Origin of the sequence: Roseateles koreensis, from assembly GCF_028595305.1 — a bacterium.
Classification (GTDB): Bacteria; Pseudomonadota; Gammaproteobacteria; order Burkholderiales; family Burkholderiaceae_C; genus Paucibacter_A; species Paucibacter_A koreensis.
Genome location: NZ_JAQQXS010000022.1, coordinates 37,310 through 62,704, shown reverse-complemented (window position 1 = coordinate 62,704; position 25,395 = coordinate 37,310). Strand labels below are relative to the sequence as shown.

Sequence of the window (25,395 nt, the reverse complement as noted above, 5' to 3'; positions counted from 1 at the left end):
CCTCCACGCGGAGTACACCCCCTTGCGGATAAAAACAATGCCGATGGCGACCACAAAGAAAGTACTTCTCCTGTGCCTGAGCACATGGCTCACGATCGGAGTATCAGCAGCTTGGGCGTTCTACCCCGAGGACGACGAGCCCGCAGGTGTGGCCAAGGAGCTGAGCACCGACCAACTGAGCACCATTGCGGCGGCCTTCAACTGCAATCACAAGGGCCGAGCAGAAATCACTGAATCCCGATGCGCTCAGGGCGCACGGGAAATTGTGTCGAGGTTCAATTTCACCCGGTCGGACTGAGCTTGTCGAAGCCAGCGTGCTATACAGCCGTTGTCGGCAGCTATCGGTAGGACGGGGCGAGTACGCCCCGTTTCGAGCTTACTTCTTGTCGTCGTGCTTGAGCTGCGGCAGGCTGCTTGCGGAACCCGCTGAGAGCAGGCCGACCTGCGCGTAGGTGGTGAGCTTCTCGCGTGTGTCCTTGATGTCCAGGTTGCGCATGGTCAGCTGGCCAATGCGGTCGGCGGGCGAGAAGGGAGCGTCTTCCACTTTTTCCATCGACAAGCGCTCGGGCTTGTAGGTGAGGTTGGCCGAGCGGGTATCCAGCAAAGAGTAATCGTTACCGCGGCGCAGTTCCAGCGTGACTTCGCCGGTGACGGCGCGGGCCACCCAGCGCTGGGCGGCTTCGCGCAGCATGATGGCTTGCGGGTCGAACCAGCGGCCCTGGTACAGCAGGCGGCCCAGTTTGCGGCCACTTTCGCGGTACTGCTCGATGGTGTCTTCGTTGTGGATGCCGGTCACCAGACGCTCGTAGGCGATGAAGAGCAGGGCCAGGCCGGGGGCCTCGTAGATGCCGCGGCTCTTGGCTTCGATGATGCGGTTTTCGATCTGGTCGCTCATGCCCAGGCCGTGGCGGCCGCCGATGCGGTTGGCTTCCAGCAGCAAGGCCACCGGGTCGCTGTACTCGACGCCGTTCAGCGCCACGGGCTGGCCTTCTTCGAAGCGCACGGTGACTTCTTCGTGCTTGACCACCACGTCTTCACGCCAGAAGGCCACGCCCATGATGGGGTTGACGATCTTCATGCCGGAGCTCAGGCTTTCCAGGTCCTTGGCTTCGTGGGTGGCGCCGAGCAGGTTGGAATCGGTGGAGTAAGCCTTCTCGGCCGACATCTTGTAGCCAAAGCCGGCCTTGGTCATGAAGGCCGACATTTCAGCGCGGCCGCCCAGCTCGTCGATGAATTGCTGGTCTAGCCAGGGCTTGTAGATTTTCAGCGCAGGGTTGGTCAGCAGGCCGTAGCGGTAGAAACGCTCGATGTCATTGCCCTTGAAGGTGGAGCCGTCGCCCCAGATGTTGACATCGTCTTCCTTCATCGCGGCCACCAGCATGGTGCCGGTCACGGCGCGGCCAATGGGCGTGGTGTTGAAGTAGGTCACGCCAGCGGTGCTGATGTGGAAGGCACCGCTTTGCAGCGCGGCAATGCCTTCATTCACCAACTGTGCGCGGCAGTCCACCAGCACGGCCTTTTCGGCGCCGTACTGCATGGCTTTGCGGGGGATTTCATCGTAATCGGGCTCGTCGGGTTGGCCCAGATTGGCGGTGTAGGCGTAGGGGATGGCACCCTTGTTGCGCATCCAGTGCAGGGCCGCGCTGGTGTCGAGGCCGCCAGAGAATGCGATACCGACCTTCTGGCCGGCGGGGATGTGCTGAAGAATGGTGGACATGGGTTCGAGGGGTGAAGTATTGGTGCGCATTTTCAGGCAAATTTGGGCAGAAACCCGTGTAGCCGCTCGAACAAGGTCGAACAATTTGCATTTGGTGCGGAATCACGCCAGTCGCACACCGCTTGAAAGTCGCCTTATGTTTTGTCGCTTCAGGGACAACACGGTCCTTGGCCTGCACGCCAGAATGAGCGGCATGCCGAACATCGGGCGCCTTGGCCTCTCGGTACCAAAGATAAACAGCAGGAGACAGTGCAAATGGTCGTCGCCGTAGAAGCTTTGCCAACACCGGACAGCCCGCAACGCCAGGCGCGACGCAGCCATTGGCCGCGTCGCCTGCCCCGTGAGTTGGCGATTCCGCAGACCTCCTTGTGGTTCAACCTGGATGTTTCGGCCAAGCGGCACCCCGACAAGGCGGCGACGATTTTCTGCGGGGCCTCGCTCAGTTATGCCGAGCTCCATGCGCAAGCTGAAGCATTGGCGGGTTGGTTGCAGGGGCAGGGCGTTGAGCAGGGCGACCGGGTGGCGCTGTTCATGCAAAACTGCCCGCAGTACATTGCCTCGTTCTATGCGGTGAACCGTGCCAATGCGGTGCTGGTGCCGGTCAATCCCATGAATCGCATGGAAGAATTTGGCCACTACATCACCGACCCGCAGACCAAGGTGGTGATCTGCTCTGCCGAGTTGGCCGGCATCGTTGCCGCTGCCAATGCGGCGCTGCCGCAAGCTCAGCGGGTCAAGGCCGTGCTGGTAGCGAGTTACGCCGATGCGCTGCCCCCGCCGGGGATTCCGGCCGAGTTGGGCTTGTCAGACGCGCTAAGGCAATTTCTTTGTGCCGAACCGGCTTTGCCGGACAGTGCCGGCCTGACCAGCATCACCCACTTCACCTGCTGGAAGGATGCGCTCGATCAGCGCCTGCCGGCCGGGCCGCACCGGGTGGGGCCCGATGACTTGGCGCTGCTGCCCTACACCTCGGGCACCACAGGGCTGCCCAAAGGCTGCATGCACACCAACGCCACTTTGATGGCCAATGCCTGTGGCGGTGGGCAATGGGGTTATGCCTCGGCAGAATCGGTGGGGCTGGCGGTTGTGCCAATGTTCCACATCACCGGCATGCTCTACGGCGTGCTGGGCCCAATCTATCAGGGCATGACGGTGGTGGTGATGCCGCGCTGGGACCGCGAATTGGCTGGCAACCTGATCTCCCGCTGTAAGGTGACGCACTGGACCTGTGTGCCCACCATGATCATTGATCTCTTTGGCAGCCCCAATTACAAAAAATTTGACCTTTCCAGCCTGACTTATCTCAGCGGGGGCGGCGCCGCCATGCCGCAGGCGGTGGCAGAGCGTTTGCAACAGGAATTTGGGCTGACTTTTGCCGAGGGCTATGGCCTCACCGAAACGGCTGCCCCGTCACACGCCAACCCACCCGAGCGGGCCAAGCTGCAATGTCTGGGCATCCCGATTTTCGGCGTCGATTCGCGCATCATCGACCCGGTGACGCTCGAAGAATTACCCATCGGCGAGGTGGGCGAAATCATTACCCACGGCCCCATGGTGTTCAAGGGTTATTGGCGCCAACCAGCGGCGACCGAGGCGGCCTTCATCCAGCGCGAGGGCAAGGCCTTCTTCAGGACGGGCGACCTGGGGCGCATGGACGATGAAGGCTATTTCTTCATCACCGACCGGCTCAAGCGCATGATCAACGCCAGCGGCTACAAGGTTTGGCCGTCGGAGGTGGAGATGCTGCTGTACAGGCACCCCGCCGTGCAGGAGGCCTGCATCATCGCCGCCAAAGACGCTTACCGCGGTGAGACAGTCAAGGCCATTGTGGTGCTGCGCACCGAGGCCAAGGGTAAGACCACCGAGCAAGACATCATCGATTGGGCCCGCGAGCACATGGCGGCCTACAAAGCGCCTAAGCTGCTTGAGTTTGCCGACAGCCTGCCCAAGTCGGGCTCGGGCAAGGTGATGTGGCGCTTGCTGCAGGAGAAGGAAGGGGCCTGAGGCCGCTTGCCATGCCCTATCAAAACCCGCTACCCGGCAGCGCGAGATAGGTTTCTTCAGCTGCCGTGCTGATGCGCCCCAGGATGGCGTTGCGATGGGGAAAGCGGCCGAACTGTGCAATCACCGCCTGGTGCTTGCGGGCAAAGTCGAGTGCGCCCTGGAGGCGTGGGTCCAGCGGCACCAAGGCTTCAAATGCGGCCACGCATTGCGCTTGCAGGGTGGCGTCTTCGGCGTGCTCCAGCGGCATCAAGACGAACCAGCGCTGCAAGGGGCTCAGGGCTTCAAAGCGCGGGGTGTCGGCTATCAGTACCAGCGCCTCCGCCAGCGCTTGCGGGTCGCCCGCAAAGCTGCGCGGTTGGCCGCGAAAGTGGTTGCGCGTGAATTGGTCCAGCAGCAGGATGCGGGCCAGGCCGCCCAGGCCGCTTTGGTGGCTTCGGTGGTTTGTGTCGCTTGTGCTGCTTGTGCTGCTTGTGCCGGTACTCGGCCAGTCTTGCAGGCCACCCGCCAGGGCGGCTTCGATCAGCGGGGCGAAACGCCGGCCGATCTCGGCATCCGTTGCCTCGTTCTTGGTGAACCACAGCGGGCGCAGTTGCCCGTCTTCAGCACTGCCCAAGGGGCCGAACCAGAAGTTGAGCACCTGTTGTAGCGGCTGGGCCAGCAGCAGGCGTTGCCACTTGGGCTGGCGCTTCAGGTAGGTGGCTACATAGCTGCACTGCGGCACGAGTTGCAGGCCGTCTTGTGTGGCGAGCCATTGCAAGGCGGCGTCCACGAGCCGGGCCGCCAGGCCCCGGCCTTGCAGCGCGGGGTCGACGCCGGTGTGATGAATGGTGAGTTGTGCTGCCGTGCGGCGGTAATCCAACTCCACGGGGTGCCCTTCCACCCGGGCGTGGAAGCGACCGCCGCCTGGATGCGGGTCGTGACTGAGTTGGAGGGCTGTCATGGGCTGGCTCAGCGTTTGAGTTGTTGCCACAGGTAGGCAAACTCCATGGCCTTGAGCGTGGCACGTTGATCGTTGTCGGCCGCGCCGCCGTGGCCACCTTCGATGTTCTCGTAGTAGTACAGCTCATGCCCCTGGGCTTGCATCAAGGCGGCCATCTTGCGGGCGTGGCCGGGGTGCACGCGGTCGTCTCGCGTGGAGGTGGTGAACAGCACCTTAGGGTACTTCACGCCCTTTTTGACGTTTTGATAGGGGCTGTATTGGCTGATGAAGGCCCAGTCGGTCGCTTGGTCAGGGTCACCGTACTCGGCCATCCACGAGGCACCGGCCAGCAGCTTGTGGTAGCGGCGCATGTCCAGCAGGGGCACCTGGCAGACCACAGCGTTGAACAGGTCGGGGCGCTGCACAAAGGTGGCACCCATCAGCAAGCCGCCGTTGCTGCCGCCCATGATGCCCAGGTGCTTGGGCGTGCTGATTTTTCGCTTGATCAGGTCTTGCGCCACGGCGATGAAGTCGTCATAGCTGCGCTGCTTGTTTTCCTTCACGGCAGCCTGGTGCCAGTTGGGGCCAAATTCTCCCCCGCCGCGGATATTGGCCAGCACATACACGCCGCCCCGCTTGACCCAGGCGCGGCCGATGCCGCCAGAGTACGCCGGCTGCATGGACACCTCGAAGCCGCCGTAGCCATACAGCAGCGTGGGGTTCTTGCCATCCGCCTTGGCACCCATGGGCCAGACCACGAAATAGGGCACGCGGGTGCCGTCTTTGCTGACGGCGAAGAATTGTTCCGCCTTCATGCCGCCGGCGTTGAATTGGGGTTCGCGGCTTTTCAGGGCCTGACGCTCATCGCTGCCGGCTTGCGCCAGATACAGGGTGTCGGGCGTCAGAAAGTCAGCGTAGTTGACAATGTAGCGGTCCGCCAGATCGTCGGCGGGCAGTTCACTGTCGTACAGGCTGGCGATGCTGAGGGTGCCGGGGAAGGGCGCCTGGATCTTGCGCAGCTGAGGCTCGGCGCCGGTGAAGCTCCATTCCTCCAGGCGGCTGGCCACTTGCTCGCTGATGTTGAGGATCACATGCTGGCGCGTGACGGTGTAGCCGGCCAGGGAGCGCGACTCGGTGGGTGTGAACAGCGACTGAAACTTGCGCTCGCCTTGCAAAAAGGCTGCGGCATCGCCCATCAGCAGGCTACCGGCCGGGTAGGTGTGGCCGGTGACGGTCCAGTCCTTGCGGGGTTCCAGCAGCAGCCGGGCACCCCAGAAGTAGGGTTGTACGTCGCTGGGCAAGTCCAGCTTCACCAAGGGGGTCTGGCCCTGGCTCTGCGCGCGGGTGTCGAGGAGAAAGCTGCTTTGGTTGTAGAAGTCCAGCGCGCGGCTGAAGATCGTGCGGGCGTAGCCCGGCGTATGGTCCACCTGAACGCTCACTGCCACGTCTTGTGCTTCACCCTCGAACACGGTGACTGCAGCCGAGATGGGTGTACCGCGCTGCCAGCGTTTGATGACGCGCGGGTAGCCCGAATCGGTCAGGGAGCCGGGGCCGAAGTCGCTGCCGACATACACCGTGTCGGCGTCGATCCAGCTCGATTCAGATTTGGCTTCAGCCAGGGTAAAGCCGCCTTCCACAAACTGCTTGGTGTGCGTGTCGAATTCGCGCAGCACATGCGCGTCAGCGCCCCCGCGTGAGAGTGACAGCAGGCACAGGCGATAGTCGGGGGCCAGGCAGCTTGCGCCGCCAAACACCCAGTTTTCGTTTTCGGCCGCGCCCAGGGCGTCGAGGTCGAGCACGGTTTCCCATTCAGGCTGCGGCTTTTGGTACTCCGCCAGCGAGGTTCGGCGCCACAGCCCGCGCTTGTGTTGCTCGTCCTGCCAGAGGTTGTACAGCCAGGGGCCCATGCGCCGCACCATGGGGATGCGGTCTTTGGCGTTCAGCACCTCCGCCATGTCTTTGCGCAGCCCCTTGTATTCAGGGCGGGCCTGCAGCACCCGGGTGCTGGCGGCGTTACGTTCGCGCACCCAGTTCAAGGCGCGCTCGCCCTGCACGTCTTCCAGCCACAGATAGGGGTCGCTATCGCTGAGGGCGTTGGCGGTGGTGTCAGCGTCTTGCGCCATGGGCATCTCCGAGGTCAGCAACAAGGCCAATGTGGCTAGGGTCAGGCGGGTGAGGGTGGCGGCAGAACGGGCAAGCGGCATGGCTTTTACTCTCCTGGGCGGCGCAGGGCAATCGGGTTGATTTCAAGCGAGTCAGCGGCGGTGGAGACGTAGATGCCGCCGTCTTGCACCGTGACTTGCAGCTGCATGCTGCGCTGCGCAAATTTGGCCAGCGCCTGAGATTGCTCTGACGGAATCTGCCAGACCGCCAGGCGGTTGAGCCGGGTCAGCTTAGATTCGATATTGGCCCACCAAATGGCCGTGCTGTAGGCAAAGCCGTACACGCTGACGAGCTCGGAGCGGCCATGGGCCTTGAGCAGGCGCCGATCATCGGGCTGGCCCAGGTCAATCCAGTGTTTGATCTCACCGGTCAGGTCGCGCTGCCACAGTTCGGGCTCGTCGGCATCGGCCAGGCCTTTGGTCAGTTCGAGCCGCCCGTTCAGGTCATCGGCCGGAACGTTCAAGGCAAAAGCCAGGATGCGGATCATCATGCGCTCGTCGGTTTCCGAGGGCTGGCGGGCGATGGTCAGGCTGTGTTCGCCATAGACGTTGCGGTCCATGTCGGCGATCTGCACTTGGGCTTTGTGGATGGTGGCTTTGATGGCCATGTGGGCGGGCGCTCGGTTGGTGTGGCTGCAGGCAAATGGGCTGCGGCAAAGTGGCGGATTATCGATGACGGACAATCGCATCCACTGAACCCACTGTGGACACCCCATGAGCATGAAGAAAACGGACCTCGATCGCCTTGCCGGCCTGAAGCTGGACAGCCAGATGCGCGGTGCCCCCGTCCCCGGCCGCTTTGGACAAGGTGCGGCCCAATTGCCGGACCGCAAGGAGCAGCGCCGCCTCGACGCAGCCGCAGGCCTGGTGCCGTTTGCCTGCAAGCTGCCTTCGGAGTTGACGCAAACCCTGCGCGAGCGCGCGGCCGGCCATGCCGATGGCATCAACGGGCTGGTGGCCGAATTGCTGCGCAAAGCACTGGCCTGATCCCCCGTCTTTCAAAGTGCAACTGAGTATTTCGCCTCAGGCCCAGCCCGGGCCGGGCGTGGCATAGTTCTGCTTTCGCTTCAAATTTCAGGCTTAGCTGCCGAGTCATTGTCATGAAAACTATCGTTCTCGCTCTTGCCCTGGCGGCCTTGCTGCCGGTTTCTTTCCAGGCGGCAGCCCAGTCCAACATCACGACCAACCCGAACGCCAAGGTCGACCCCAAGAACAACAAGGTCGGTAAGCCCGTGGTCGAGAAACCCAAGCCCAAGGTCATGACGCGCGATGAATTGCGCAGCTGCATGAACCTGTACGACGCCAACACCAAGGAAGCCTTGTCCATCAAGGAGGGCCAGCAAGCCTACAAGGACCAGAGCGTTGCCCTGAAGAAAGAAAAGGACGATCTTCAGAAAGAAGAAGACGCCTACAGCGCCGAGGTGGCCGAATTCAAGAAGGAGCGTGAAGGCATCCTGAAGATGAACGAAGACATCCGCGCCGCTGCGCCGAAGATGGAAAAAGAAGAGCTCGAAGCCAAGCGCAAAGAATACGAAGCGCGCGCAGCCAAGTTCGACGCCAGCGCAGCCCCGGTGATCGAGCGCGGCAAGACGCTGGCCGCCAAGCGCAAGGTCTTCTCCGACAAGGTCGACCCTTTCAACGCCAGCTTCAAGGCCCTGGAAGAGCGCACCGAAGCCCATCTGGACAAGGTTGACTCCTGGAAGGCTGAATGCGGCAACAAGGCTTATGACGAAGCCGACGAGCAAGCCATCAAGAAAGAGCGTGCTGCTGCGGCCCCAGCTGCCAAATAACGCGGCCCAATAGTCCGCTCAACGAGCGGTGGCATCTGAAGGCCAGCGGGCTTGATGGCCTGCCATCGGACCGTCAGCCGCTCAGAAAATTTGCACAAGGCGCCAAGCTCACCAGCCTGGCGCTTTTCTTTTTGATTGAACATACCGACCGCGCCATGAGCCCCCAACTTCAGAACAACCCTTTGTTGCAAGACTGGACGGGCCCTTGCGGGCTGCCGCCCTTTGGGCAGATCGCGGCCGCTCATTTCGCGCCAGCCTTTGAATGGGCACTGGATGCGCATCGTGCCGAACTGAACGCCATTGCAGCCCAAGCCGAGCCCGCGACTTTCGACAACACGCTCGTTCGTTTTGACGCTAGCGGAGGCTTGTTGGGGCGCGTGGCGCATGTGTTCGGCACCTTGGCGGCCTCCGCCACAAACCCTGAGTTGCAAGCGGCCCAGCGCATGCTGGCAGCCCCATTGGCGGCGCACAACAGCTGGGTGTACATGCACGCCGGCCTGTTTCAGCGGGTGAATGCGGTCTATCAGGCGCGGCACGGGCTGGGCTTGCCGCCGCAGTCCCTGCGTTTGCTGGAGCGTGTGCATCTGGACTTCGTGCGGGCCGGCGCTCAGTTGGTGCCCGCTGAGCAAGCGCGTTATGCGGTCTTGATGTCGCGCTTGGCGGAGCTGCACACACGGTTCGGGCAAAACGTGTTGGCGGATGAGAGCGCCTATCAGCTGCAGCTGCAAGGCGAAGCGGATCTGGCGGGCCTGCCGGAGTTTGTGCGGCAAGCGGCCAGCCAGGCTGCGGCGGACCGGGGCCTAGCCGGGCATGTCATCACCTTGTCGCGCTCGTTGATTGTTCCTTTCCTGACCTTCAGCGAGCGTCGCGATCTGCGCGAGCAGGCCTACGCCGCGTGGGTGAGCCGCGGCGCGCACGAGGGTGCCACCGACAACCGCGCCATCGCGCGAGAAATTCTCACGCTGCGCCAGGAGCAGGCGCGCTTGCATGGCCACGCCTGCTACGCTGACTATGCCTTGACCGACACCATGGCGGGGTCGCGCCAGGCCGTGCTGGCCTTGTTGGAACAAGTTTGGGCTCCCGCCAAAGCCGCCGCCGCGCTGGAGCAACAGGCCTTAGAGGCGATGATGCAAAGCCAGGGTCAGGTCTTGCCTTTGCGGGCCTGGGACTGGCGCTTTTATACCGAGAAAGTACGCAAGGCCCGCTATGACCTGGACGAGGCGGAGGTCAAACCCTACTTCCCCTTGGACGCGATGGTGCAGGCCCTGTTCGATTGTGCGCAGCGCTTGTTTGGCCTGCGCTTCATTGCCCAGCCCGCAGCGCAGGGCTATCACCCAGACGTCAAGGTGTACGAGGTTCATGGTGCCGAGGGCGGTTTGCGCGGTGTGTTTTTGCAAGACAACTTCGCCCGCATGAGCAAGCGCAGCGGCGCCTGGATGAATGCCCTGCAGTGGCAGGCACGCCAGGGTTCGCAGGGCGTGAACGTTTTGCCCATCATCCTGAACAACAACAACTTTGCCAAGGGCGTGCCAGGCCAGCCCACCTTGCTGAGTTTTGATGACACACGCACGTTGTTTCATGAGTTTGGTCATGGCTTGCACGGGCTGTTGTCTGACGTTGAATTCGAGCGGCTCTCGGGCACCCAGGTGCTGCGCGATTTCGTCGAATTTCCCTCGCAGATGTTCGAGCATTGGATGGCCGAACCAGCGGTGCTGAAAAAACATGCCCGCCACTATCAAACCGGCGAAGCCATTCCCGACGCCTTGCTGGCCAAGCTCAAGGCCGCCGCCTTGTTCAATCAGGGTTATGAGACGCTGCGTTATACGGCCAGTGCCCTGGTGGATCTGGCCGTTCATTCTTTGACGGACATGCAAGGCCCGGAGGTACAGGCTTTTGAGGCGCAAACCTTGGCAGCCTATGGCCTGCCCGACGCGGTCGGCGTGAACCATCGGCTCACGCATTTCCAGCACCTGTTTGCCGGCAGCTCCTACGCCTCGGGCTACTACGTGTATATGTGGGCGGAAGTGCTGGAGACCGATGGCTTTGAGGCCTTTGTGGAGGCCGGTGATGTATTCGACCCCGCGGTGGCCCGGCGCTTGCTGGACTGCATCTACGCTACCGGCAACAGCCGCGAGCCGGGCGAAGCCTTTCGTGCCTTCCGCGGGCGCGACCCGCGTGTTGAGCCCATGCTCAAAGCGCGTGGTTTGCAGGCTGGCTGAGAGAGTTTGAGGCTGCAGCGAGCGTTCTTTTTCCCAACCCGAGAGAAATTTGCATGACGACTTTCGATAAATTCGCCCTTGTCACCGGCGCTGGTTCCGGCATCGGCCGGGCCGTGGCGCTGGGCTTGATGCAAGCGGGGTACCGTGTGGCGCTGGTGGGTCGGCACGAGGCGACTTTGCGGGAAACCGCCGCGCTTGCTGACTCGGCCCGCTCCTTCGTGCTGGTGGGCGATATCGGGCATGCCGAGCAGGTGGCCGCCTTGTTTGCGCGGGTGCAAGATACATTCGGTCGATTGGATGTGTTGTTCAACAACGCTGGCATTTCCGCGCCGCCGGTGCCTATTGATGAATTGACACCTCAGCAATGGCAGACGGTGCTGGACGTCAATCTGAGCGGTAGTTTCTACTGTGCACAAGCGGCCTTTAAGTTGATGAAGGCGCAAAGCCCGCGTGGCGGACGCATCATCAACAACGGCTCGGTGTCGGCGCAATCGCCCCGCCCCAATTCGGCGCCGTATACCGCCACCAAACATGCCATCACCGGCCTGACCAAGGCGCTGTCTTTGGATGGCCGGGCGTTTGACATTGCCTGCGGGCAGATCGATATCGGCAATGCCTTGACTGAAATGGCCATGCCCATGACGCGAGGTGTGAAGCAGGCCAACGGCCAGACGGCTGTAGAGGCCACCATGGACGTTGCCGATGTGGTGCGGGCCGTGCTGTACATGGCCAGCCTGCCTTTGTCCGCCAATGTGCAGCAGATGACGGTCATGGCAACCACCATGCCCCTGGTGGGGCGGGGTTGAAAAGCGGTGGGATTGCCCCCATCTGTGGCAATCCCTGGCCTGAACTGAAAGAGGGTGTTGATGATTTCTGCTTTTGTGACCCTGCTGGCCCGCCTCGTGCTGGGCGTGGCCACCGCTGTATTTGTGCTTGTCTTGCTGAGCCTGGCGCTGTTTGCCATGCTGGCGCTGGCGCTGTGGAGTCTCGTCCGGGGCCGCAAGCCCGTGGTGGATGTGTCCGGCTTGCGTCGCGCCAGCCAGTTTCGGGCGGGCCGTGACATGGCAAGGCGCCCCATGGGCGAGGTGGTTGATGTCGAGGTGCGTGAGGTTCCGCAAGCGAAATCCTGAGCGCACACGCCCGCCCCGTGCCTTTCTGATCCGCATCACAGGGTCGTGGGGCCGGCGGTCGGCTTTTGGCGTGGAAAGACTCCTGGCCGCTACCAGCGCTTGCTGGTCAATTCGGTCAGGATTTCGCCATAGATGCGGTAGCGGCTGGCGCTGATCAGGCCGGCCTCAACGGCGTCTCGCACGCCACAGCCGGGCTCGTGCTGATGGGTGCAGTTGTAGAAGCGGCAGTGGTCGGCATGGGCACGCAAATCAGGCATCAGCAAGGGCAGTTGCGCCGGCTCGACCTGGCGCACGCCAAATTCTTGAAACCCGGGTGAGTCGATGAGCGCCGACTTGCGCTCGGCATCCACCCAGTACCACTGCGTGGTGGTGGTGGTGTGGCGGCCTGAGTTGAGGGCTTGCGAGATGTCGCCCACCTGCGCCTTGGCGTCCGGAATCAACAGATTGATCAACGTGCTTTTGCCGGTGCCGCTGGGCCCCATCACAAAGCTACGCTGCCCGGTGAGCCACGGCGTTAGCGTTTCAATCGATTGCTGAGGCTGCGCCTTCAGCGCAATTTCCATCATGTTCAACCCCATGGCGCGGTAGGGTGCGAGCCGCTCCCGTGCCGCCGCCGTGCCGGGCAGGTCGGTCTTGTTGAGGGCGATGGTGGTGTGGATGCCGGCGGCTTCCGCGGCGATCAAGGCGCGGCACAACTGGCTCTCGCTGAAAACCGGCTCCACCGCCACCAGGATCAGCAATTGGTCAACGTTGGCGGCGAAGCTCTTGGTCTTCCATTCGTCCTGGCGAAACAGCAGGTTACGGCGCGGCTCAACGGCTTCGATCACGCCTTCGTCCGACCCGCTGGGGGCCCAGCGCACTTCATCGCCCACTACGCAGTCGCTCTTTTTGCCCCGCGGATGGCACACCCGGCGCTGGCCTTCGCTGTCTTCAACGATGTAGTGACGGCCATGGCCGCGCACGACCAAGCCGAGGTCGAGGTCGCCGAAACGGCTCATGCGCCAGACTCGGGGAGGGCCGAGATCTGCGCCGCGCAGATGAAGTCATTCACGCTCAACGCGTTGACCGCATGCGTCCACAAGCGCAGCGTACAGGCGCCATAACTGACGATCATGTCGGGGTGATGGTCTTGGCCGTGCGCAATATCGGCCACCGCGTTCACGAAGGCCATGGTCTGGTAGAAGTTGTCAAAGCCGAAATGCGCTTCAAGGGCGGGCGGCATGTCGTCGGATTTGACAAGCTGCCAGCCGGGCACTTTGGCGAGCCAGGGCTGCAGGTCGGCCTCGGGGAGGGCGGCGGGGCGAGGGTCGCACTGGGCGACAAGAAGGTTGATGCTCATGGTCAGTGGGTCTGCAGCGCAGCCAGGCGTTCGCTGGCGGGCGGGTGTGAGTAGTAGAAGCGGGCGTACAAAGGGTCTGGCGTCAATGTGCCGGCATTGTCTTCGTGCAATTTGAGCAAGGCGGCGGCCAGATCAGCGCCATTGGCCTGGGCGCAGGCATAGGCATCGGCCTGAAATTCATCGCGCCGCGAAAAGTAGCTGCCCACGGGCGTGAAGAAGTAACCAAACACCGGCACCACCAGCATGAACAGCAGCAGGGCCAGCGCGTCGTTGGGGGCTGTGGCATTGGGCAGCACGCTGAAGGCCACGTAGAACGCGGGTTGGCTTGACAACCAGCCCAGCAAGGCAAAACCGGCCAGGCTCAAGGCAAACATCAGCACCATGCGCTTGGTCACGTGCTTGTGCTTGAAGTGGCCCAACTCGTGCGCCAGTACGGCTTCCACCTCTGGGCCGTTGAGACGCTCCAGCAAGGTGTCGAAGAAGACCACCCGCTTGGCAGGCCCGAAGCCCGTGAAGTAGGCATTGCCATGCGCCGAGCGGCGGCTGCCGTCCATCACAAACAGGCCCTTGGCCTTGAAGCCGCAGCGCGTCATCAAGCCCTCGACACTGGCCTTCAGGCCTTCGTCCGGCAGCGGCTCGAATTTATTGAACAGCGGGGCGATGACCGTGGGGTAGAGCACCAGAATCAGCAGGTTAAAGCCCATCCACGCGCCCCAGGCCCATAGCCACCACAGGCTGCCCGCCGCGGCCATCAGCCACAGGATCAGGGCGGCGATGGGCAGGCCGATCAAGGCACCAACGAATAGGCCTTTCAGCGCATCCATCACGAACATCTTTGGCGTGATGCGATTGAAGCCAAAGCGTTGCTCCAGCGAGAAGGTGTTGTAGATATCCCAGGGCAGATCCAGCACGCCGCCAATCAACGCAAAAACAAGAATCAGCGTCAGCTGATACGCCATGCCGCCCCACCGGGGCGCAACGGTTTGCGCGACCCAGCCATTGAGCACGTCCAACCCGCCGAGCAGCGTCCACCCCAGTAACAAGGCCGTGCTGAAGGCCAGATTGAGCAGGCCGAATCGGCTGCGGGCGATGGTGTAGTCGGCCGCCTTCTGGTGTGCGGCGAGCGAGACGGTACTCGCAAATGCGGGCGGTACCTGGTTGCGGTGCTGTGCCACGTGGCGAATCTGGCGGCTGCTGAGCCAAAACTTGGCCAACAGGGTCAACACCAGCGCCGCAGCAAAGGCCTGGGCCAGGATTTGGGGGTTCAAGATGGAAGGAATGCTTGCAAACATGGGCCGAAGTGTAGGGCTGCAGTGCGGGGCTGCGACAATACGCCCCAATCAAAGTCCCTTCGAAGTTCATTCAAAGATCCACATCAAGCCCCTATGAGTAACTCGCCCGTCTCCGATTCCAGCCCTGACAGCGCCACGCCGGTGCTGGCCCTCAGTGACCAGAACCTGATCTGGATCGATCTGGAAATGACCGGCCTGTACCCCGACAGCGACCGCATCATCGAGATCGCCGTGGTAGTGACCGATCCGCAACTGACGGTGCGGGTTGAAGGCCCGGTGTTCGCGATTCATCAAACAGATGCAACGCTGGACAAGATGGACGCCTGGAACAAGGGTACGCACGGCAGGAGCGGCTTGATCGACAGGGTCAAGGCCTCCACCATTGATGAAGATGAAGCGGTAGCGCAGACTATCGCCTTTTTGCAGCAGTACGTGCCCGCAGGCAAGTCGCCCATGTGTGGCAACAGCATCTGCCAGGATCGGCGTTTCCTGGCCAATTACATGCCCAAGCTGGAGTCTTTCTTCCATTACCGCAATCTGGACGTCTCGACCTTGAAAGAATTGGCCAAACGCTGGAAGCCCGACATCCTGGCAGGCTTCAAGAAGGCGCAGGCGCACACCGCCTTGGCCGATATCCAAGAGTCCATTGATGAATTGGATTACTACCGAACGCATTTCCTCAGCCTTTGATGGCAAAGCGCTGAAGTTGAGCGTTAGAACCTATTCACCGCGCTGACCTTTTAAGGACGATTCGTGGCTGATGCCATGCGATCCGCAGGCCGTTTGACAGCGGCTTTTGATTTTCCGCGCCATCCTTTGGCGCGGGAGGACGGCGAGCGCGTGAGCGGTGCCTTCTACACGCCGCCCGCGCGTTGGCTGCGTGCACATCACACTTCTGATGTGGCAGCGGTGCTGACGCAGGCGCACCAGGCCAGCCGCGATGGCGCCTGGGTGCTGGGGGGCTTGCGTTACGAGGCGGCAGGCGCTTTCGACAAAGCTTTGCTGACCCATTCCGTTACCCTGCCCTTGGCGGAATTTGCGGTGTTTGACTCAGCGCCCGAGCCTTGGCCGGACGGCTTCGAGCCCGGCATTGCTGACGCCCAGGTTCAGCGGCTCTGTGCCGATTGGTGTGACGACGGGCAGGCGCCGCAATCGTGCGCCCGCATCGAGCGCATCCGTGAGTGGATTCGGGCGGGTGATTGCTATCAAGTCAACCTGACCACGCGGCTGCGCTCTGACTTGTCGCCGTCCGTCGATCTGGCGGATTATTTTTTGGCCTTGCACCGTGCGCAGTCGGGCGGCTTTTCGCTCTTCTTGCGCGAGGCGGGTGTGGCCAGCGTTTCGCCAGAGTTGTTTTTTGACTGGCGGCCCGTGCCTGGTGCCGCCAACGCGTGGTTGCTGGCCGCGCAACCCATGAAGGGCACGGCGACACGGGGTCGGGACGTGGTGGAGGACGAGGCGGCGCAAGCCCATTTGCACACCAGCCTGAAAGAGCGCGCCGAGAATCTGATGATCGTCGACCTGCTGCGCAATGACATGAGTCGCGTCGCACAGTTGGGCACCGTTCGGGTGCCGCGTTTGTTCGAATTGCATGCTCTGCCCACAGTCTGGCAGATGACGTCGACGGTGACGGCGGTCAGCCGCCCGCGTTTGACCCTGGCTGAGTTGTTTGCGGCCTTGTTTCCTTGTGGATCGGTGACGGGGGCGCCCAAAATTCGGGCCATGCAAATCATCCACGAGTTGGAGCCCGCTGAGCGGGGTTGGTACTGCGGCGCGCTTGGGCTCTTGCAGCCCGGCGGCGTGGCCACCTTCAATGTGCCGATTCGCACCGTTGAACAAGCCCCTGCAGCGGGTGTCTCGGCGCCCGCCGGTTTGGTGGCGGGCGTTGGCAGTGCCATCACCCTGGATTCAAACCCGGAGGCGGAAGTGGCTGAATGGGCCGCCAAGGCGCGTTTTTTGTCGCGCGCCCAGGCGCCCATTGCCGCCCTGGAAACCCTGCGGTTGGATCACGGCGTCTATCAACGGCTGAACGGCCACCTCATGCGCTTGCAGCGCACGTGCCAGCACTTCGGCCTGCGTTTGCCCTTGGCTGACTTGCGCGCCCGTTTGCAGGCGCTGGCCAGCGAAACGCCGGCGGGCGATTGGCGCGTGCGAATCACCCTGGGCGAGCGGGAGGGCCTGGCCGTGACGGCCACCGCGCTGCCGGCCACGCCGCAATGCGTGATACTCGCGCTCGCGCCGTCGGCCATCCAGACACGGGGGCCGGGCGCTGAATTTCTGCAACACAAGACGACCCGGCGCGAAGCCTATGATTTTTTTACCAGTGCGAAGCCGGCTGAGGCCTTCGACGTGCTGCTTTGGAACGAAGATGGCGAATTGACCGAATGCACCTTCGGCAATGTCGCCGTTCAGTTGAATGGCCGTTGGCTCACGCCACGGCTGCAAGCCGGCTTGCTGCCTGGCGTCTACCGGGAAGAACTCCTGCATCAGGGACGTCTCATTGAAGCCAATCTGCGAATCGCAGATTTGGCGAATGCCCAGGAACTTGCCTTTTTCAATAGCCTGCGTGGTTGGTGTCAAGCCCGCTTGGCGACCCGCCCGGATGATGCGTTCGGGCGCGTTTGAGCCGACGCATCGTTCACACCGAATTGCATAATTTCATGGCCACAGCCTCTAAAAAAACTGGGAGCGGCAAGACCGCTGCCGCGAAATCTCCACGCACCCGCGACGCCGCCGGTGTCAGCGCAATTGCAGCTGAACCGCAGGTGACAGCTGCCAGAAAAAAAGCGCCCAGCACGCGCGTGGCCGCAATGCCAGTCAAAGCGGTGAAACCTGCAGCGAAGAAAGCGGCAAAGACCGCCACGCCGGTGAAATCCGCCGCGAAGTCCATGGTGAAAGCGACCGTGAAGTCGGCAGCGAAGGCGACGGTGGACGTGCCCGCCATGGCCTCCGCTGCTGCGAAGCCGGCGAAAAAGACAAAGACGGCGGCTTTGCCGCCCGCCAAAGCCGTCAAGTCCACAGCCAAGAAGGCTGCGAGCAAGAAGCTTGGCGCAGCGGAACCGGCTGTTGCCAAGCCCGTGCCGGTAGCCGAGCCGGAATCAACGGCAGCCCCCAAGACCAGGAAAACCCCATCCAAGACTGCTGCAAAGACGGCGCCAAAGGTGGTGGCTAAGGTGGCGTCTAAGGTAGCGGCAAAAGTTGCTCCTGAAGCCGCACCCAAACCCGCAAAAAAAGCAGCGACTGTTGCTGAAACACCTGCCGCCAAGTCCACCCGCAAGATCGCGCCCAAAGCTGCGATCAAGGCGGAGACACCTCCAGCAGCAGTGACAAAACCTGCGCCGACCAAAACGGCGAAGGTGGCTCAAGCGCCCAAGGCCGCTGCAGTCAAAAAGCCGGACGCGCCCAAGGCCGCGAAGCCCGTGGCGCCGAAATCGCTCAAGCCAGCCCAGCCTTCTGTCAAGGTGGCGCCGGAGCCTGTCGCGGTGCCCGTGCCGGCGAGCTTTCATTTGCAGGCGGAAGATGCTGCCTCGCACTTTGGCGCCTATCGCGTAACGGCCTTGGCGGCCCTCACCGGGCAAGCCGCCTGGCGTGTGATGGTGCATGGCGCACAGGCGTTGGACTGCCGCTGCAATTGCGCGGCATTCGCCTTCAGCGACCGGGGCAGTTGCGAGCATATTGAGTTCGTGTTGGAAACCTTGCTGGCGCAACCTGAGTCGGCCCAAGTGCTGCTGCAAGGCCGGGAGACCGATTACAGCGAGGTGTTGGTGCGCTATGGGGCACGCCGACAACTGCGCTGGCGGGCCGGCCGGCATTGCCCCGATGCGCTGCTTGAAAGCGTGCAAGCCTTGGTGGACGAGAACGGCCGCCTGCGTGCTGAAGTGCCGGGCGTATTGAACACCTTGCTGCAGACCGCGGCAGAGTTCGGCCACGAGTTGCGTGTGGAGGAAGGCGTGTGGCCCTTGCTGGCCCATCGCCGCGATGCCGCGCAGCGGGTGCAGCGGCTCGAGCAGGCCTATCCGCAAGGTTTGGAGAGCCCGGCTCTTCATGACTTGCTGAAATTGCCTTTGCCGATCTATCAGATCGAAGCGGCCTTGTTTGCCGTTTGCGCCGGCCGTAGTCTGCTGGCGGATGACCTGGGTTTGGGACAGCACGCTTGCGCTTTGGCGGCTGCAGAGTTGCTGATGCGCCATTTTGGCGCCGAGCGGGTGCTGGTGCTGTGCGCCGCCCCGGCGCAAGCCCGCTGGCTGGCTGAGGCGCAGACCTTGAGCCCGCGTCAAGCCCGGGTGGTGGCCGGCGATGCGCTCGCCCGGTCGGCGCAGCTGACTTCGCTGAAGAGCGGCGCTGAGCTCACCATCTGCGATGTGGCGAATCTGGCGCCTGATTTCACCGCACTGCAAAGCCTGGCACCGGACTTGATCATTGTTGACGCGGCGGCCAGTCTCGACGCCGCGCAGCTGACCTTGCTCAAGCAGCTCAAACATGAATTTTTGGTGCTGCTGAACGGCACGCTCATGACGGAAGCACCCCTGCAACTGCTGCCGCTGGTGGACTTGCTTGACCTTCAGCGCACGGGCCCCTATGCGCGCTTTCTGAGCCATCATGTTCAGCGCGATGCCCAGGGGCATGTTCAGCGTTTGATCGGCCTCGACAGCTTGGACCAAACCCTGGAGCGCGTCATGTTTGCCCGCAGCCGCAGCGAGCTGGCGCCGACCCTGCCGCCCGCCTTGCTGCAGCTGCGCCCGGTTGCCCTGAACTCCGTGCAGATGGCCATGCAAGCGCCCTTGTGGCAGGCCTTGCGTCAGACCGTACAACGTTGGCAGCGTAGCGCCTATGTGTCGGATGCGGAGCTGTTGCAGATCACCCGGCACCTGCAGGCTTTGCGCCGAGTCGCCATCAGCGCCGAACTGCTATCGCCAGCTGAAGCCATCACCGTGCCCGCTGGCGTTGAAGGCCTTGCCGCAGCGCCCAAATTGACGGCCGTGGTCGCGCTGGCGCAGGAGTTGTTGGGACTTGCCGCTTCACGGTTGGTGGTGTTCTGCCAGTGGGACGACGCCCTGGCCCTGCTGGCCCGCTGCCTGGAGGCTGAAGGCTTGCGCGTGCTGCATCTGCAGTCCCATCAAAGCCTGGTGCAGCGCCAGAACCTGGCGCGCCGTTGGCGTGATGATGAGTCTGTGCAGGTGTTGCTGTGCAGCGATGGCGCGGCTGCGGGCCTGGATCTGCTGGCGCGAACCGACGCGAGCCTGGACGACGGCACCGTGGCGCAGGGCGTGGGCCTAGTCAATCTGGAGTTGCCGTGGAGCGAAGCCCTGCTGGCCCAGCGCCTGGCGCGGGTCAGTCAGGCTGAAACACGGGGCATGCCTTTGATTCAGCTTTTCGCGCAAGCCAGCCTTGAGCAGCAGATGTTGTTGGCCATGGACCAACTGCCCGAGTTGCCGGCCAGCAGTCTGGACGGCGACATCAGCTTGCGCCTCTTGCAGGGTGAGGCCTTGCAGGCCTTCATGCAGGCCCTGGCATTGCTGGTGCCGCAAGACGCCTGAAGCTTCCGCCACGCCTTCACCAGGGCCAAGGTGTCCGAGGTATGTAAGGTGCTGAGCGTGACGTAAATCACGCTCAGCACTTCTTGCGTCTTGCTGGACCAAAAAGACTTCTCTCGTAAACCCTAGTGTGCTATAGTCTAAGTCTTGCTTGCGGTGAAGAAGTTTTTTTGGCCGCAGCAGTTCGTACGTCTCCTCTGACCTTTGTTCAGGCCGCTGCCCAGGCGCTTCTCCCTTGAAGTCTTGTGCGCAGTGACAGCAACACACCCTTGTCGGGTGTCCTGCTGAGCACCCTTTACCGGGTGATGCGTTGAACGCCCTTCGGGTTCGGTCGGCGGCGATGCCGTCGCTTTGACTGTTCCCCCGGCGCCGCCCCAGGCAGCGCATCGGCCCGCTTTTGCGCTGCCGATGCATGAAGACCTGGCGCACGACGCGAGCTTTCTCCCAGCGACTTTATTGGCTTGATGCGCTTTCACAAATAGCGCGTTCAAGCATGTGCATGCGTTTGCCTTTTTGCGATCAAAAGCAAGGCAGGCGGGGCACAGCCTTGTTGAAAGAAAATATGAGCTTTGAAAATCTAGGCCTGCACGAATCCATTTTGCGTGCCGTCAAGGATAGCGGTTACGAGACCGCCACTGAAGTACAAACCCAAGCCATCCCGCCGGGCATCGAAGGCAAAGACTTGATGGTGTCGGCCCGTACCGGCAGCGGCAAGACCGCCGCCTTCATCCTGCCTTCGCTGAACCGTATCTTGGCCAGCCGTGGCGACGGCACCGGTGCCAACACCCGCCGCGAAAAGGGCAAGATCCATGGCCCTCGCGTGCTGGTGCTGTGCCCCACCCGTGAACTGGCCATGCAAGTGTCCAAGGCCGCGCAAACCTACGGCCGCCATGTGCAAGGCCTGAAGATCGCCACCGTGTTGGGCGGCATGCCTTACGCCTTGCAGATTCGCCAATTGAGCGGCCCCCTGGACATCCTGATCGCCACCCCCGGTCGTTTGATGGACCACCTGCAATCTGGCAAGTGTGTGCTCGACAACGTTGAGACCCTGGTGCTCGACGAAGCCGACCGCATGCTGGACATGGGCTTCATCGACGACATCAAGTTGATCGCCAGCCGCATCCCCGCAGAACGCCAAACACTGATGTACAGCGCCACGTTTGCCGGCCACGTGGGCCGTCTGGCGCATGAGTTGATGCGTGATCCCTTGCGTGTTGACGTGGCTTCGCACACCGACACCCACGAAAACATCACCCAGCGTCTGCACTGGGCTGACAACAACAATCACAAAGACCAATTGTTGGAGCACCTGTTGGCCGACAAGGATCTGGATCAAGCCGTGGTGTTCACCAGCACCCAGCGCGATGCGGATTGGCTGGCTGAGCGCCTGCAAGAAATCGGCCACTCGGTCGCTCCCTTGCACGGCGGTATGCCACAAGGCCGCCGCAACCGCGTGCTGATGGCCCTGCGCCGTCGCGAGGTGCGTGTGTTGGTGGCGACCGATGTGGCCGCTCGCGGCATTGACGTGCCCACGATCAGCCACGTGATCAACTACGGCCTGCCCATGAAGGCTGAAGACTATGTTCACCGCATTGGCCGTACCGGCCGTGCTGGTCGCTCGGGCTTGGCCGTGACGCTTGCCACGCGTGAAGACGTGTCCATGATCCGCCGCATCCAGCAATTCACCACGCAGACCATTCCGTCGGCGCACGTTGAAGGCCTCGAGCCCAAGACGCAAGAACCGCGCATTTTCCCGCCTCGGCCCGCTGGCGCCGGTGGTTTTGAAGACCGCGGCCCGCGTCCGGGCTGGGGCAACAAGTTTGGCGGCGGCGGCAACAAGTTCGGTGGCGGCAAGCCGTCGTTCCACCGCGATGCCGGCAAGCCCTTCGTGCGTGAAGGCGGCGGCCGTCCTGACTTCGCTCCGCGTGGCGATTTCCGTCAAGACGCACGTCCTGCCTTCGACCGTCAAGAGCGCCCTGCGTTTGACCGTGGCAACGACCGTCCCGCCTTCGACCGCGGCGACAACCGTGGTTTCGCACCGCGTGGCGACAAGCCTGCGTTTGCTCCCCGTGGCGACCGCCCCGCATTTGGTGACAAGCCTGCGTTTGGCGACAAGCCTTCGTTCGGTGGCAAACCCAGCTTTGGCGGCGATCGCCGTCCGGGTGGTTTTGACTCCCGCGGCCCCAAGCGCGCCGGCCCTCCTGGCGGCGCACCTCGCCGCAGCGGTTTCGGCCGCTGATTGAGAGAGGCAGTAGCGCTTGAAGCCATTTCAAGCGCACCGTCCCTGGTGAGTTAATTCCCCTTTGAAAAGCCGCTGAAATTCGCTTCAGTGGCTTTTTTTCGTCCAGTCGGTTCTTGCAAATTCCGGAGCCTGGATGTGGCCGGATGTTGGGACTAGGTCGGGCGACCGGCAAGATGCGCTGACCCCGGACGAACGCTATGCGCAGTCGAAAGAATGGGGCATCATGCTCCATCGCTGTATTCGCTCAAATAACTTGGTAAATGCGCGGTGTAAGCCTCGACGCGGCCTTGTTCGCCGGTCAGCGGGGCTCCTGCAGGCGGGTTGCCGGGGTTTACGCCGTGCCGATATTGCGGGCGCGCGAGGGCTGCTCAGGCCTGATTCATGTCATTCACCTTCAATTTCGGAGAAGAACATGCACCTCACGCAAGGAACCATCAGCAGGCTCGTACTGAGCACCTTTTGCAGTTTGCTTGTGGCCGGCGCCATGGCCTCGGACAAAGCTTCCATCAGACGCGGTGAATACCTCGTGGCGCTGGGCGGCTGCACCGATTGCCACACGCCGGGTCATTTCTTGGGGCATCCTGATTTAACGCGTTATTTGGGCGGCTCAGATGTCGGCTTTTCAATTCCGGGTGCTGGCGTGTTTTTGGCTCGAAACCTCACGCCCGACGACGAAACGGGCTTGGGCAAATGGACGCGCGAGCAGATCGTTACGGCCATCACCACGGGCAAGCGTCCCGACGGACGCCAACTTGCTCCCGTCATGCCGTATATGGCCTTCTCACGGCTCACACCGGCCGACGCTCAAGCCATCGCCCAGTATTTGAAGAGCTTGCCACCGGTGCGCAACAAGGTCCCGGGGCCCTTTGGCCCTAACGAAGCGCCGACCTCGTTTGTCTTCGCCGTGCTGCCTGCTGACGTTTACAACGCGATGCCCAAACCGCCGGCCAAGTGAGGGCTGGGCCCGGTTTTTTTCAGGCTTCAGCGAGAATACGCGACCTGTGTTTTCTCGAACCGACCGTTGACGATGCGACAAGAAGGCCAATTGAGCCAGTGGGACGATGCCAAAGGCTACGGCTTTATCGTCCCCAAAGCGGGCGGCGCGCGCGTGTTTGCGCATATCAAAGATTTTGCCCTACGGGCGGAGCGACCCGTGCTGGGTTCACGCCTGAGTTTTGAGGTGGCGCTTGATTCGCAAGGCAAACGCCGGGCCGTTAAAGTTCGTCTGATACCGGTCAAGGCAGCCACCGCGGCGGTAGCGGCGTCGGCTGCTGATGTGGCGGGGGCGCGGCGCGCACGCGCTTTGTTGCTGGTGCCGGTCTTTGCGGCCTTCTACCTGGCCTGCCATCTGGCCTGGGGTTTACCGCCAGCTGTTTGGGGCCTCTACATGGCGTTGAGCCTGGCGACCTTTGTGGTTTATGCCGGTGATAAGCGTGCGGCCCGGCGCGGCGAGTGGCGGGTGTCGGAGGGCACTTTGCATGGCCTGGCGCTGGCGGGCGGCTGGCCGGGTGCCTTGCTGGCGCAACAGATGCTGCGGCACAAATCCAGCAAGGCGTCGTTTCGGCGCATGTTCTGGTGCACTGTGTTCGGTAATTGGCTGATGTTTGTGTTGGCGGCTGCGCCGGCGGTGCGCGCAGCCCTTGTGGCGGCCATTAGAAGGTGACGGGTTTAAACCAACGCATCGCCCCGAATGGCGCGGGCGATCAGTGGCCACATCGCTTGGTGTGATTGGCGAAACCAGTCCAGGTGGCCCAGTGCTTTGAGCCCGTGTTCGGTGGGGGTGACGCGCAGGGTTTGCTTGGGCGCAGCGGGCCAGGTTCGCAAGAGATCGGCCACGGTGGCGGTGTTGGCGATGTCGTCGTCGGCGGCGTACAACACCGTGACGGGCGTGCGGACCGCCGCATGAAAATCCTGCTCCGGCAGGTGTCTGACCGCGTTGGTGGCATAGCCACCGGCCGCGCACCACTGGCCCCATTGGCGGCCCACTGCGGCGGGCAGGTTTTCACCCAAGCCCACCATGGCTGTGGGCGCGTAGCCCTTGACCAGCGTGCCCAGGGGCACGATGCAGCGCAGGCCCAGCACGGCTTTGAAGCGGAAGGCAGGGCGCATCTTGCGCATCCAACCGGTTGAGGCGGCAACGCCCACCAGGCGGGATACCCGGTGATGGTTGGGCAGCAGGCCCATCATTTGCCCACCCGCACTGTGCCCCACCAACACCACTTGCGGCCGGCCTGAGCGCTGCAGCAGCCAATCCAGCGCCGCCACCTGGTCTTGCTGGCCCCATTCGGTCAGTGTGGCGCGGCAGTCTTTCAGGCGCCCTTGGCGGGAGAGCCCGATGCCACGATAGTCGAACACCAGCACATCATGCCCCTGTGCTGCCAGCCAGGTGGCAAAGCGCAGGTAGAAGTGTTGCTTGACGCCCGTGGCCGGTGAGATCAGCACCGGCAGCCCGGCTGTGTGGCCCACCGCCTGCAGAAAATGGCCTTGCAGGCGCACGCCATCGGCACAGGTGATTTCCACCCGCTCGGGCTGGGTGTTCGCTGCAGTGGCTTGGCTTGGCACCTGAGCCGTGGATGGGGTGTTCATGGGGTCGAATCTCCGTGCGGTGCGTTTTGGATGTGCTGCACATGCCGCAGCCAGCGGGCCACGGTTTGCAGTTCTTCATCGGTAAAGCCTGATTTCAAACTTTGATTGATGCGCTTCAGCGCTTCATACAAAGCGGGCAGTTGTTGCCGCCCGTCGCCCTGGAGCCAGACGCGTTGCGTGCGGGCGTCGAGCGGGCAGGGCTGGCGCCGCACCCAGCCCAGCGCCTCCATGCGCTGAATGAGGCCGGACATGGCGGAGGGCCCCAAGTCCAGGCCCAGTGCCAGTTCGCCCATCGTCGCGCCGTCGTTCTTGTCGAGCATGAACAGCACGCCGCTGTGCGCAGGCGTGGGCGCGCTGCCCTGGCCGCTCAAGTCGCCTTGCAACGAGGCCATCCATTGCTGCAGGCGGCGTTGCGCGCTGTTGAGCAAAAAAATGAGGCGGGGAGGAGATGCCATGGTGAG

Annotated in this window: 23 protein-coding genes; 13 read left to right on the top strand and 10 right to left on the bottom strand. The window is 62.7% G+C overall.

What is annotated here, in order from left to right:
* The coding region (locus PRZ01_RS18620; protein ID WP_273598345.1) for a hypothetical protein at positions 1 to 298 on the top strand (298 nt) is incomplete at its 5' end.
* 78 nt (positions 299 to 376) lie between these two features.
* Here the strand turns inward: PRZ01_RS18620 and argG are convergent.
* Complete coding sequence (gene argG, locus PRZ01_RS18615; protein ID WP_273598344.1) at positions 377 to 1,717, bottom strand: argininosuccinate synthase; 1,341 nt, start codon at positions 1,715 to 1,717, stop codon at positions 377 to 379.
* 255 nt (positions 1,718 to 1,972) lie between these two features.
* Here argG and PRZ01_RS18610 point away from each other — a divergent pair, with 255 nt between their 5' ends.
* Positions 1,973 to 3,721, top strand: coding sequence for a long-chain fatty acid--CoA ligase (locus tag PRZ01_RS18610; RefSeq protein WP_273598343.1), 1,749 nt, complete (start codon positions 1,973 to 1,975; stop codon positions 3,719 to 3,721).
* Positions 3,722 to 3,740: 19 nt separating this feature from the next.
* Here the strand turns inward: PRZ01_RS18610 and PRZ01_RS18605 are convergent, their stop codons facing one another.
* From PRZ01_RS18605 to PRZ01_RS18595, 3 genes are all read right to left on the bottom strand, one after another.
* Positions 3,741 to 4,661: a DUF924 family protein gene (locus tag PRZ01_RS18605; protein ID WP_273598342.1), complete on the bottom strand. Its 921-nt coding sequence runs from the start codon at positions 4,659 to 4,661 to the stop codon at positions 3,741 to 3,743.
* Between the two features lie 8 nt (positions 4,662 to 4,669).
* Positions 4,670 to 6,769: a prolyl oligopeptidase family serine peptidase gene (locus PRZ01_RS18600; protein ID WP_273598348.1), complete on the bottom strand. Its 2,100-nt coding sequence runs from the start codon at positions 6,767 to 6,769 to the stop codon at positions 4,670 to 4,672.
* A gap of 80 nt (positions 6,770 to 6,849) precedes the next feature.
* Positions 6,850 to 7,410 carry a YaeQ family protein gene (locus PRZ01_RS18595; protein WP_273598341.1) on the bottom strand — a complete coding sequence of 187 codons (561 nt, stop codon included), beginning with the start codon at positions 7,408 to 7,410 and terminating at the stop codon, positions 6,850 to 6,852.
* 106 nt (positions 7,411 to 7,516) lie between these two features.
* Between PRZ01_RS18595 and PRZ01_RS18590 the strand changes: the two genes are divergently transcribed.
* The 5 genes from PRZ01_RS18590 to PRZ01_RS18570 all read left to right on the top strand — a co-directional run bounded on the left by PRZ01_RS18590 (position 7,517) and on the right by PRZ01_RS18570 (position 11,941).
* Positions 7,517 to 7,789, top strand: coding sequence for a hypothetical protein (locus tag PRZ01_RS18590; protein WP_273598340.1), 273 nt, complete (start codon positions 7,517 to 7,519; stop codon positions 7,787 to 7,789).
* A gap of 113 nt (positions 7,790 to 7,902) precedes the next feature.
* Positions 7,903 to 8,592, top strand: a complete 690-nt coding sequence (locus tag PRZ01_RS18585) for a hypothetical protein (protein ID WP_273598339.1) — start codon at positions 7,903 to 7,905, stop codon at positions 8,590 to 8,592.
* A 155-nt stretch (positions 8,593 to 8,747) separates the two neighbouring features.
* Entirely contained in the window at positions 8,748 to 10,811 is a 2,064-nt protein-coding gene (locus tag PRZ01_RS18580; RefSeq protein ID WP_273598338.1) for a M3 family metallopeptidase, read from the top strand.
* A 53-nt stretch (positions 10,812 to 10,864) separates the two neighbouring features.
* Positions 10,865 to 11,617, top strand: coding sequence for an SDR family oxidoreductase (locus tag PRZ01_RS18575; protein ID WP_273598337.1), 753 nt, complete (start codon positions 10,865 to 10,867; stop codon positions 11,615 to 11,617).
* A 60-nt stretch (positions 11,618 to 11,677) separates the two neighbouring features.
* Complete coding sequence (locus tag PRZ01_RS18570) at positions 11,678 to 11,941, top strand: hypothetical protein (protein WP_273598336.1); 264 nt, start codon at positions 11,678 to 11,680, stop codon at positions 11,939 to 11,941.
* 89 nt (positions 11,942 to 12,030) lie between these two features.
* Here the strand turns inward: PRZ01_RS18570 and rsgA are convergent, their stop codons facing one another.
* Genes rsgA through PRZ01_RS18555 form a run of 3 tightly spaced genes read right to left on the bottom strand, consistent with a single transcriptional unit; the run spans position 12,031 to position 14,572 of the window.
* Entirely contained in the window at positions 12,031 to 12,939 is a 909-nt protein-coding gene (gene rsgA / locus PRZ01_RS18565; protein WP_273598335.1) for a ribosome small subunit-dependent GTPase A, read from the bottom strand.
* Positions 12,936 to 13,280, bottom strand: coding sequence for a 4a-hydroxytetrahydrobiopterin dehydratase (locus PRZ01_RS18560; RefSeq protein WP_273598334.1), 345 nt, complete (start codon positions 13,278 to 13,280; stop codon positions 12,936 to 12,938). The genes rsgA and PRZ01_RS18560 overlap by 4 nt, the downstream gene beginning before the upstream one ends.
* 2 nt (positions 13,281 to 13,282) lie before the next feature.
* Positions 13,283 to 14,572, bottom strand: a complete 1,290-nt coding sequence (locus PRZ01_RS18555; protein ID WP_273598333.1) for a M48 family metallopeptidase — start codon at positions 14,570 to 14,572, stop codon at positions 13,283 to 13,285.
* Positions 14,573 to 14,665: 93 nt separating this feature from the next.
* On the opposite strand from PRZ01_RS18555, the gene orn reads away from it, so the two are divergent.
* Positions 14,666 to 15,262 (top strand): oligoribonuclease, encoded by a 597-nt coding sequence (orn, locus tag PRZ01_RS18550; RefSeq protein ID WP_273598332.1) that lies wholly within the window; start codon positions 14,666 to 14,668, stop codon positions 15,260 to 15,262.
* A 63-nt stretch (positions 15,263 to 15,325) separates the two neighbouring features.
* Positions 15,326 to 17,197, top strand: a complete 1,872-nt coding sequence (locus PRZ01_RS18545; protein WP_273598331.1) for a chorismate-binding protein — start codon at positions 15,326 to 15,328, stop codon at positions 17,195 to 17,197.
* A gap of 13 nt (positions 17,198 to 17,210) precedes the next feature.
* On the opposite strand, the gene PRZ01_RS18540 is transcribed toward PRZ01_RS18545, so the two are convergent.
* Complete coding sequence (locus PRZ01_RS18540) at positions 17,211 to 17,576, bottom strand: hypothetical protein (RefSeq protein ID WP_273598330.1); 366 nt, start codon at positions 17,574 to 17,576, stop codon at positions 17,211 to 17,213.
* Between the two features lie 319 nt (positions 17,577 to 17,895).
* Between PRZ01_RS18540 and PRZ01_RS18535 the strand changes: the two genes are divergently transcribed.
* The 4 genes from PRZ01_RS18535 (at position 17,896) to PRZ01_RS18520 (ending at position 24,011) form a co-directional block, all read left to right on the top strand.
* Positions 17,896 to 20,109: a helicase-related protein gene (locus tag PRZ01_RS18535; protein ID WP_273598329.1), complete on the top strand. Its 2,214-nt coding sequence runs from the start codon at positions 17,896 to 17,898 to the stop codon at positions 20,107 to 20,109.
* 559 nt (positions 20,110 to 20,668) lie between these two features.
* The gene (locus PRZ01_RS18530) at positions 20,669 to 22,345 is read left to right on the top strand and encodes a DEAD/DEAH box helicase (protein WP_273598328.1); all 1,677 of its coding nucleotides are present in this window, start codon (positions 20,669 to 20,671) and stop codon (positions 22,343 to 22,345) included.
* 415 nt (positions 22,346 to 22,760) lie between these two features.
* Positions 22,761 to 23,303: a c-type cytochrome gene (locus PRZ01_RS18525; protein ID WP_273598327.1), complete on the top strand. Its 543-nt coding sequence runs from the start codon at positions 22,761 to 22,763 to the stop codon at positions 23,301 to 23,303.
* Between the two features lie 72 nt (positions 23,304 to 23,375).
* Positions 23,376 to 24,011 (top strand): DUF1294 domain-containing protein, encoded by a 636-nt coding sequence (locus PRZ01_RS18520; protein ID WP_273598326.1) that lies wholly within the window; start codon positions 23,376 to 23,378, stop codon positions 24,009 to 24,011.
* Positions 24,012 to 24,016: 5 nt separating this feature from the next.
* On the opposite strand, the gene PRZ01_RS18515 is transcribed toward PRZ01_RS18520, so the two are convergent.
* Positions 24,017 to 24,934, bottom strand: coding sequence for an alpha/beta hydrolase family protein (locus PRZ01_RS18515; protein WP_273598325.1), 918 nt, complete (start codon positions 24,932 to 24,934; stop codon positions 24,017 to 24,019).
* On the bottom strand, positions 24,931 to 25,389 hold the full coding sequence (locus tag PRZ01_RS18510) for a MarR family winged helix-turn-helix transcriptional regulator (protein ID WP_273598324.1): 459 nt from the start codon (positions 25,387 to 25,389) through the stop codon (positions 24,931 to 24,933). Before PRZ01_RS18510 ends, PRZ01_RS18515 begins: the two co-directional genes overlap by 4 nt.
* Between the last annotated feature and the right edge of the window lie 6 nt (positions 25,390 to 25,395).

Bases quoted from the DNA above. Each gene is read 5' to 3' on its own strand.
- PRZ01_RS18580 (WP_273598338.1), top strand. From the start codon at position 8,748: ATGAGCCCCCAACTTCAGAACAACCCTTTGTTGCAAGACTGGACGGGC.
- PRZ01_RS18595 (WP_273598341.1), bottom strand. From the start codon at position 7,410: ATGGCCATCAAAGCCACCATCCACAAAGCCCAAGTGCAGATCGCCGAC.
- PRZ01_RS18575 (WP_273598337.1), top strand. From the start codon at position 10,865: ATGACGACTTTCGATAAATTCGCCCTTGTCACCGGCGCTGGTTCCGGC.
- PRZ01_RS18515 (WP_273598325.1), bottom strand. From the start codon at position 24,934: ATGAACACCCCATCCACGGCTCAGGTGCCAAGCCAAGCCACTGCAGCG.
- PRZ01_RS18525 (WP_273598327.1), top strand. From the start codon at position 22,761: ATGCACCTCACGCAAGGAACCATCAGCAGGCTCGTACTGAGCACCTTT.
- PRZ01_RS18510 (WP_273598324.1), bottom strand. From the start codon at position 25,389: ATGGCATCTCCTCCCCGCCTCATTTTTTTGCTCAACAGCGCGCAACGC.
- PRZ01_RS18530 (WP_273598328.1), top strand. From the start codon at position 20,669: ATGAGCTTTGAAAATCTAGGCCTGCACGAATCCATTTTGCGTGCCGTC.
- PRZ01_RS18555 (WP_273598333.1), bottom strand. From the start codon at position 14,572: ATGTTTGCAAGCATTCCTTCCATCTTGAACCCCCAAATCCTGGCCCAG.
- PRZ01_RS18605 (WP_273598342.1), bottom strand. From the start codon at position 4,661: ATGACAGCCCTCCAACTCAGTCACGACCCGCATCCAGGCGGCGGTCGC.
- PRZ01_RS18600 (WP_273598348.1), bottom strand. From the start codon at position 6,769: ATGCCCATGGCGCAAGACGCTGACACCACCGCCAACGCCCTCAGCGAT.
- PRZ01_RS18520 (WP_273598326.1), top strand. From the start codon at position 23,376: ATGCGACAAGAAGGCCAATTGAGCCAGTGGGACGATGCCAAAGGCTAC.
- PRZ01_RS18570 (WP_273598336.1), top strand. From the start codon at position 11,678: ATGATTTCTGCTTTTGTGACCCTGCTGGCCCGCCTCGTGCTGGGCGTG.
- PRZ01_RS18610 (WP_273598343.1), top strand. From the start codon at position 1,973: ATGGTCGTCGCCGTAGAAGCTTTGCCAACACCGGACAGCCCGCAACGC.
- PRZ01_RS18585 (WP_273598339.1), top strand. From the start codon at position 7,903: ATGAAAACTATCGTTCTCGCTCTTGCCCTGGCGGCCTTGCTGCCGGTT.
- orn (WP_273598332.1), top strand. From the start codon at position 14,666: ATGAGTAACTCGCCCGTCTCCGATTCCAGCCCTGACAGCGCCACGCCG.
- argG (WP_273598344.1), bottom strand. From the start codon at position 1,717: ATGTCCACCATTCTTCAGCACATCCCCGCCGGCCAGAAGGTCGGTATC.
- rsgA (WP_273598335.1), bottom strand. From the start codon at position 12,939: ATGAGCCGTTTCGGCGACCTCGACCTCGGCTTGGTCGTGCGCGGCCAT.
- PRZ01_RS18590 (WP_273598340.1), top strand. From the start codon at position 7,517: ATGAGCATGAAGAAAACGGACCTCGATCGCCTTGCCGGCCTGAAGCTG.
- PRZ01_RS18560 (WP_273598334.1), bottom strand. From the start codon at position 13,280: ATGAGCATCAACCTTCTTGTCGCCCAGTGCGACCCTCGCCCCGCCGCC.